The sequence below is a fragment of the Coleofasciculus sp. genome, from assembly GCF_046539235.1.
Taxonomy (GTDB): domain Bacteria; phylum Cyanobacteriota; class Cyanobacteriia; order Cyanobacteriales; family Coleofasciculaceae; genus Coleofasciculus.
Map to the genome: position 1 here is coordinate 1 of NZ_JBKHHI010000469.1, position 4854 is coordinate 4854.

Annotated in this window: 4 protein-coding genes and 1 tRNA gene; 3 read left to right on the forward strand and 2 right to left on the reverse strand. The window is 47.1% G+C overall.

What is annotated here, in order from left to right; genetic code table 11:
* Window positions 1–83: 83 nt before the first annotated feature.
* The gene (trpS, locus tag ACLFWI_RS26900; protein WP_446415471.1) at window positions 84–1094 is read right to left on the reverse strand and encodes a tryptophan--tRNA ligase; all 1011 of its coding nucleotides are present in this window, start codon (window positions 1092–1094) and stop codon (window positions 84–86) included.
* 530 nt (window positions 1095–1624) lie between these two features.
* On the opposite strand from trpS, the gene psb28 reads away from it, so the two are divergent.
* The 3 genes from psb28 to ACLFWI_RS26915 all read left to right on the forward strand — a co-directional run bounded on the left by psb28 (window position 1625) and on the right by ACLFWI_RS26915 (window position 2759).
* Complete coding sequence (psb28, locus tag ACLFWI_RS26905; protein WP_446415472.1) at window positions 1625–1960, forward strand: photosystem II reaction center protein Psb28; 336 nt, start codon at window positions 1625–1627, stop codon at window positions 1958–1960.
* A gap of 143 nt (window positions 1961–2103) precedes the next feature.
* The gene (locus ACLFWI_RS26910; RefSeq protein WP_446415473.1) at window positions 2104–2607 is read left to right on the forward strand and encodes a MogA/MoaB family molybdenum cofactor biosynthesis protein; all 504 of its coding nucleotides are present in this window, start codon (window positions 2104–2106) and stop codon (window positions 2605–2607) included.
* Between the two features lie 79 nt (window positions 2608–2686).
* Window positions 2687–2759, forward strand: a tRNA-Glu gene (locus tag ACLFWI_RS26915).
* Between the two features lie 128 nt (window positions 2760–2887).
* Here ACLFWI_RS26915 and ACLFWI_RS26920 read toward each other — a convergent pair.
* The gene (locus tag ACLFWI_RS26920; protein WP_446415474.1) at window positions 2888–4681 is read right to left on the reverse strand and encodes a serine/threonine protein kinase; all 1794 of its coding nucleotides are present in this window, start codon (window positions 4679–4681) and stop codon (window positions 2888–2890) included.
* Between the last annotated feature and the right edge of the window lie 173 nt (window positions 4682–4854).

The window sequence follows — 4854 nt, forward strand, 5'->3', positions numbered from 1 at the left end:
TGTCATCTGTCATTGGTAATCCGCTCTCCCTGCTCCCCCTGCTCCCCCATCTCCCCATCTCCCAGACGCGCCATGGCACGTCTCTACAGGGGTGTAGAATACCCCATAGCTGCCTTGACTCTGGATAGGGTTGAGAGAGCGATCGCTTCTGCTTTCTCGCGCCCTTGGCGTAAGACTGACTCTAGATAACCCTTATCTTCTATAACCGCTTGATAATTTTGCTGAATCGGTTTGAGGGCTTCAATTGTTGCTTCACTCAACACCGTTTTGAACTGTCCCCACCCCATATCCTGACATTCGGCGGCGACAGCTTCCTGGGTTTTCCCCGACAGTAGGGTATAAAGCGAGAGTAAGTTATGACACTCTGGACGTTCGGGATTGTCAAATTCTAGCCCCTTAATCGGATCAGTTTTACAGCGCTTAATTTTCTTTTGTATCTCCTCTGGAGAATCCAGCAGATTAATCCGACTCATTTCGGATGGGTCAGATTTGGACATTTTTTTTGTACCATCGGTGAGACTCATCACCCGCGCTCCTTCTTTGCGGATCAAGGGTTCGGGCAGTTTCAATACGGGCTTTTTCTTGCTGCCATACTGGTCATTAATCCGAATCACAATATCACGAGTGAGTTCGATATGTTGCTTTTGATCTTCTCCCACAGGTACTAAGTCCGCATCATACAGCAAAATATCGGCTGCCATCAGCACGGGGTAATCTAGTAAACCTGTACTAACATTTTCTCCCTGCTTCACCGCCTTTTCTTTAAACTGAATCATCCGTTCTAGCCAATTTATGGGCGTGACGCAGTTAAATAGCCAGGTGAGTTCACAATGAGCGGGGATGTGAGATTGAACAAAGATGGTGGAATAGCTCAAATCCACGCCACAGGCTAGATATAGCGCCGCGATGGTGTAGGTATCAGCGGCTAGAGTTGCTGGATTATGGGGAACCGTAATTGCGTGTAAATCAACGACGCAAAAGAAATTTTCATACTGACTCTGGGCTTCTACCCAATTACGGATTGCTCCGAGATAGTTACCCAGGTGAAGATTTCCAGTTGGTTGAACTCCAGAGAGAACGCGCTTTTTGCCCATTGATATTGGTTAAGGATTTGGAATAGCAAAGGTGGCGAGAGTCCCAGGCTTGTACCTGCTTTCGGGTCAAGCGCTGGCGGAATCGCCGTGAAACGGTGCAGATTTTTGGCAGGAACCTGAAAAACCTTTTCCTCTAAGGGGTAAGGTAAGCCAGGATTCACCGAGCTACGCTAACGCCAATGAGGGAGCGATTGATAATTTTTTGATGATCTGCTCTATCAATTTTGCCATTACCTCGGTCGTTATGGCAGGAAAACGGTATTTTTTTGTTAATTGTAAAGTTTTTGCTACAATCACTATGAAATCTAAACGCCAAAATCGCTTGCTGTTCTCAGGTAGGAATAGATGGGCGGAGATTAAACAATCGGTGATCAGTGTCTGGAAGCTCAAGACGCAGCAGTTACTCGGGGTTGGACGTAGAACTGGATTCACGCCTTGAGAAAATTTCCAACTCCAGTTGTTGTGCAAATGGCAAGTACGGCTGATCATGCAATTGGTGATAACTTTCTTAAATTTTGATTGAACGGTTCATGGCTAAAATTCAATTTATTAGAGGCATTGACGAAGAAGTTGTACCTGATGTGCGCCTGACTCGCTCTCGTGATGGTAGCAATGGTACGGCAACATTTTATTTTGATAATCCCAAGGCGCTCAATGGCAACTATGGTGAAGAAATAACAGGTATATACCTGATGGATGAAGAAGGAGAGCTGGTCAGCCGAGAGGTTAAAGGCAAATTTGTCAATGGACAACCGACGGCATTAGAAGCAATTGTGATCATGAAATCGACAGAAGAATGGGATCGTTTTATGCGTTTCATGGAGCGCTATGCTGAGGAGAATGATTTAGGATTTAGTAAGTCTTGATTCTCCCACTGCTCAAAGGATGAGTAACTCAGTGGTATTCTTGTGGGCATTGAATCTGTAGATCTCAATTCTTTGTGATCTACGGGACTTTAGTCTCAAATGCTAGCTTAAATATCCCCTTGATCAGCCTAAAGACCGCCGATATGACTCATCAGCCTCATCCCGATACAGGCTCAAGCTCGATCGCTTGTGCTGTGGTGACAGTCAGTGATACGCGATCGCACGACTCTGATCGCAGTGGTTCGTGCATCCAGCAATTGCTGCGTGATGCGGGTCATACGGTTGTCGCTTACGAAATTCTCAAGGATGAACCGAACCAGATTCAGACGTATCTGCAAGTCCTCGCCCAGCGTTCGGATATTCAGGCGGTTGTGGTTAACGGGGGTACAGGGATTGCGGAGCGAGATACCACCTATGACGCCTTAGCGAGGTTGTTAGAGAAGACCTTACCCGGATTTGGTGAGGTCTTTCGTTGGCTCAGTTACCAAGAGATTGGCTCACGCGCGATCGCGTCACGGGCTGTCGCTGGAGTGTATCGCCGTAAGCTAGTTTTCTCCCTTCCTGGTTCTACGGGAGCGGTAACACTCGCTATGGAGAAGCTCATTTTACCAGAGTTGATTCATCTGGTCACTCAGTTGGAGAAATAAATTTTCCCGATTAATTTGTTGGCTCAGGAGTTGACAAGCCCAAAAATGTTCGTTATATTTATTAAGGTCTGAGAAACAAGCCCCCATCGTCTAGAGGCCTAGGACACCTCCCTTTCACGGAGGCGACAGGGATTCGAATTCCCTTGGGGGTATTAAAAGAATAGTAGAGGCGTTAAATGTAACGCCTCTACTATTTTTTATGTACTATTTTGGGCGTTGTGGCTTGGAACTGGACTTTATACCAAGTTTGTAGTCCAAGAGGCAATCCGTCATGTTGAGCCTACAATCCGGGTATCTCTGGCGTTTCCGGGTTTTCTGGTGTTTCCGGGTTTTCTGGCGTTTCCGGGTTTTCTGGCGTTTCCGGCGTCTCTGGCGTTTCCGGCGTTTCCGGGTTCTCTAGCTGACTGGATATGGTTTGAAACCGCTCAGGCGAACCCAGGGAATAATCCTCTAGGCGAAAATCCCCAAAGGGTGTCTGTTCCAAGCGCGATCGCAAGGCTTCATCTACAATTACACCAGGGGTTTTATTCTTCACGCCAATAATAATAATACTACGCTGGTACGACGTGGCATCTTGATCCGGTAAACAATCGTCTCTTTTGAATTGACCCAAATTTAATAGGCGATAGTTTTCTACCGAAGGTACATCCCGAAATAACTTTTTCGCTAACAGTTGGATTTGCTCGGCGCGTTGAAAGGCTCGCTGTTCTTCTCCCACGGGAGTTCCTTCACAGGAAGCAGTTCCCACCGAAATAATTTCACTGGGATTTTCCATCAAACTTTGTATCCCTTCCTCCTCCAAATTTGACCGTAACGCATCAATAGGGATCATCTGCTGATTATAGTTGACTTGAAACGTACTCCCCAGTTTCCATTTATATTCCCGTGAAAGTACCGCCACACTAAATTCAGCCGTTCTCCCTTCACTATCGGCTCCCTCAACGTAAGGAAAATAATCCACATCTCCCTTTCGTTGCGGCGCTTGCGCTGGGGTAAATATCCAAACCCATTGAGAATTTAACCCGCCTGAACCGATAATTCCAATCCCTAAAATAACCAGTATTGCTAACACTAAAATCACCACTTGCCAGCGCCCAGAGTGGCGTTCTGGGGCGGGTTCTGATTGAGGGAGAGGAGCGACTCCCACTTTCAGAGTTTCGGTCAATGTAGCGGGTTGATGCTCTAAGGTGTCTAGGCGTTGTAAAATAGCTTGGGCGGTGGGTGGGCGATCGCGAACCTGTCGCGCCATCAACTCATCGATTAACTGCAACAGGTTTGGGGAAATCCCGGTGGTATGATTATGCCATTTCAATTCATCGGTTTGAGCATCATACAACTGGCTGGGATGATGTCCGGTTAACAAAAAGACAAAAGTACGTCCCAAGGCAAAAAAATCCGATTGTCTTACCGCTTCCCCATTCATTTGTTCGGGGGCGGTATACCCGGATGAAATAACGGCTGTAATCCCGCCACCTGCGCCAACTTTAGCTAGATAGGTGCGGGTAACTTCTCTGGCTGTACCAAAATCAATTAACACCAACTGCCCATCAGGGCGAAGCATAATATTAGAGGGTTTAATATCCCGATGCAGGTACTGCTGATCATGAATAAGCTGTAGAATAATTGCAAGCTGTTTTAACCACGCGATCGCTTGCGCTTCCGAAATGGGTCGATTGTGCTGTTGTTCTAACCACTGCTCTAAGGTGGGTCCTTCTATCTTTTCCATCACCAAGCAGTGCAACCCCAAACCATTGCGCGTCTGATAGAGGAATGAACTATCCACTTGCGGAATACCCGGATGATTCAGTCGCCCTAACACCACCGCCTCTTGTTCAAACAGTTCCACCGCCTTAGCGTCTTGGTTCAGATGATCCTTGAGAACTTTTAGGATTTTCGGTGTACTTCCTTCGTAGACTTCGTAGATATTGCCAAAGCCACTCTTATCACTAATCAGGCGCATCACCCGATAACGCCCATTCAGCAGCAACTCTGAACCACAGCTTTGACAGAAGCGCTGATGCTCATTCTCTGAGGTGTCGGGTTTTGGACAGGTGGGGTTAATGCAAAGGGGCATAGGTGGCGATAGAATAGCGACAGTCTCCCTATTTTATAAATGAATTGGGTTAAACCCCCCCACCGTTTACTCCTCAACAGCCAGGGGAACCCGCCGCTATCTGTCCCACAGCGTACCATTGATGTAGGGGTACGGCATTGCTCACCTGTGTCAACTTAAGCTCAACCCCTCAC

Bases quoted from the DNA above. Each gene is read 5' to 3' on its own strand.
- trpS (WP_446415471.1), bottom strand. From the start codon at position 1,094: ATGGGCAAAAAGCGCGTTCTCTCTGGAGTTCAACCAACTGGAAATCTT.
- ACLFWI_RS26910 (WP_446415473.1), top strand. From the start codon at position 2,104: ATGACTCATCAGCCTCATCCCGATACAGGCTCAAGCTCGATCGCTTGT.
- ACLFWI_RS26920 (WP_446415474.1), bottom strand. From the start codon at position 4,681: ATGCCCCTTTGCATTAACCCCACCTGTCCAAAACCCGACACCTCAGAG.
- psb28 (WP_446415472.1), top strand. From the start codon at position 1,625: ATGGCTAAAATTCAATTTATTAGAGGCATTGACGAAGAAGTTGTACCT.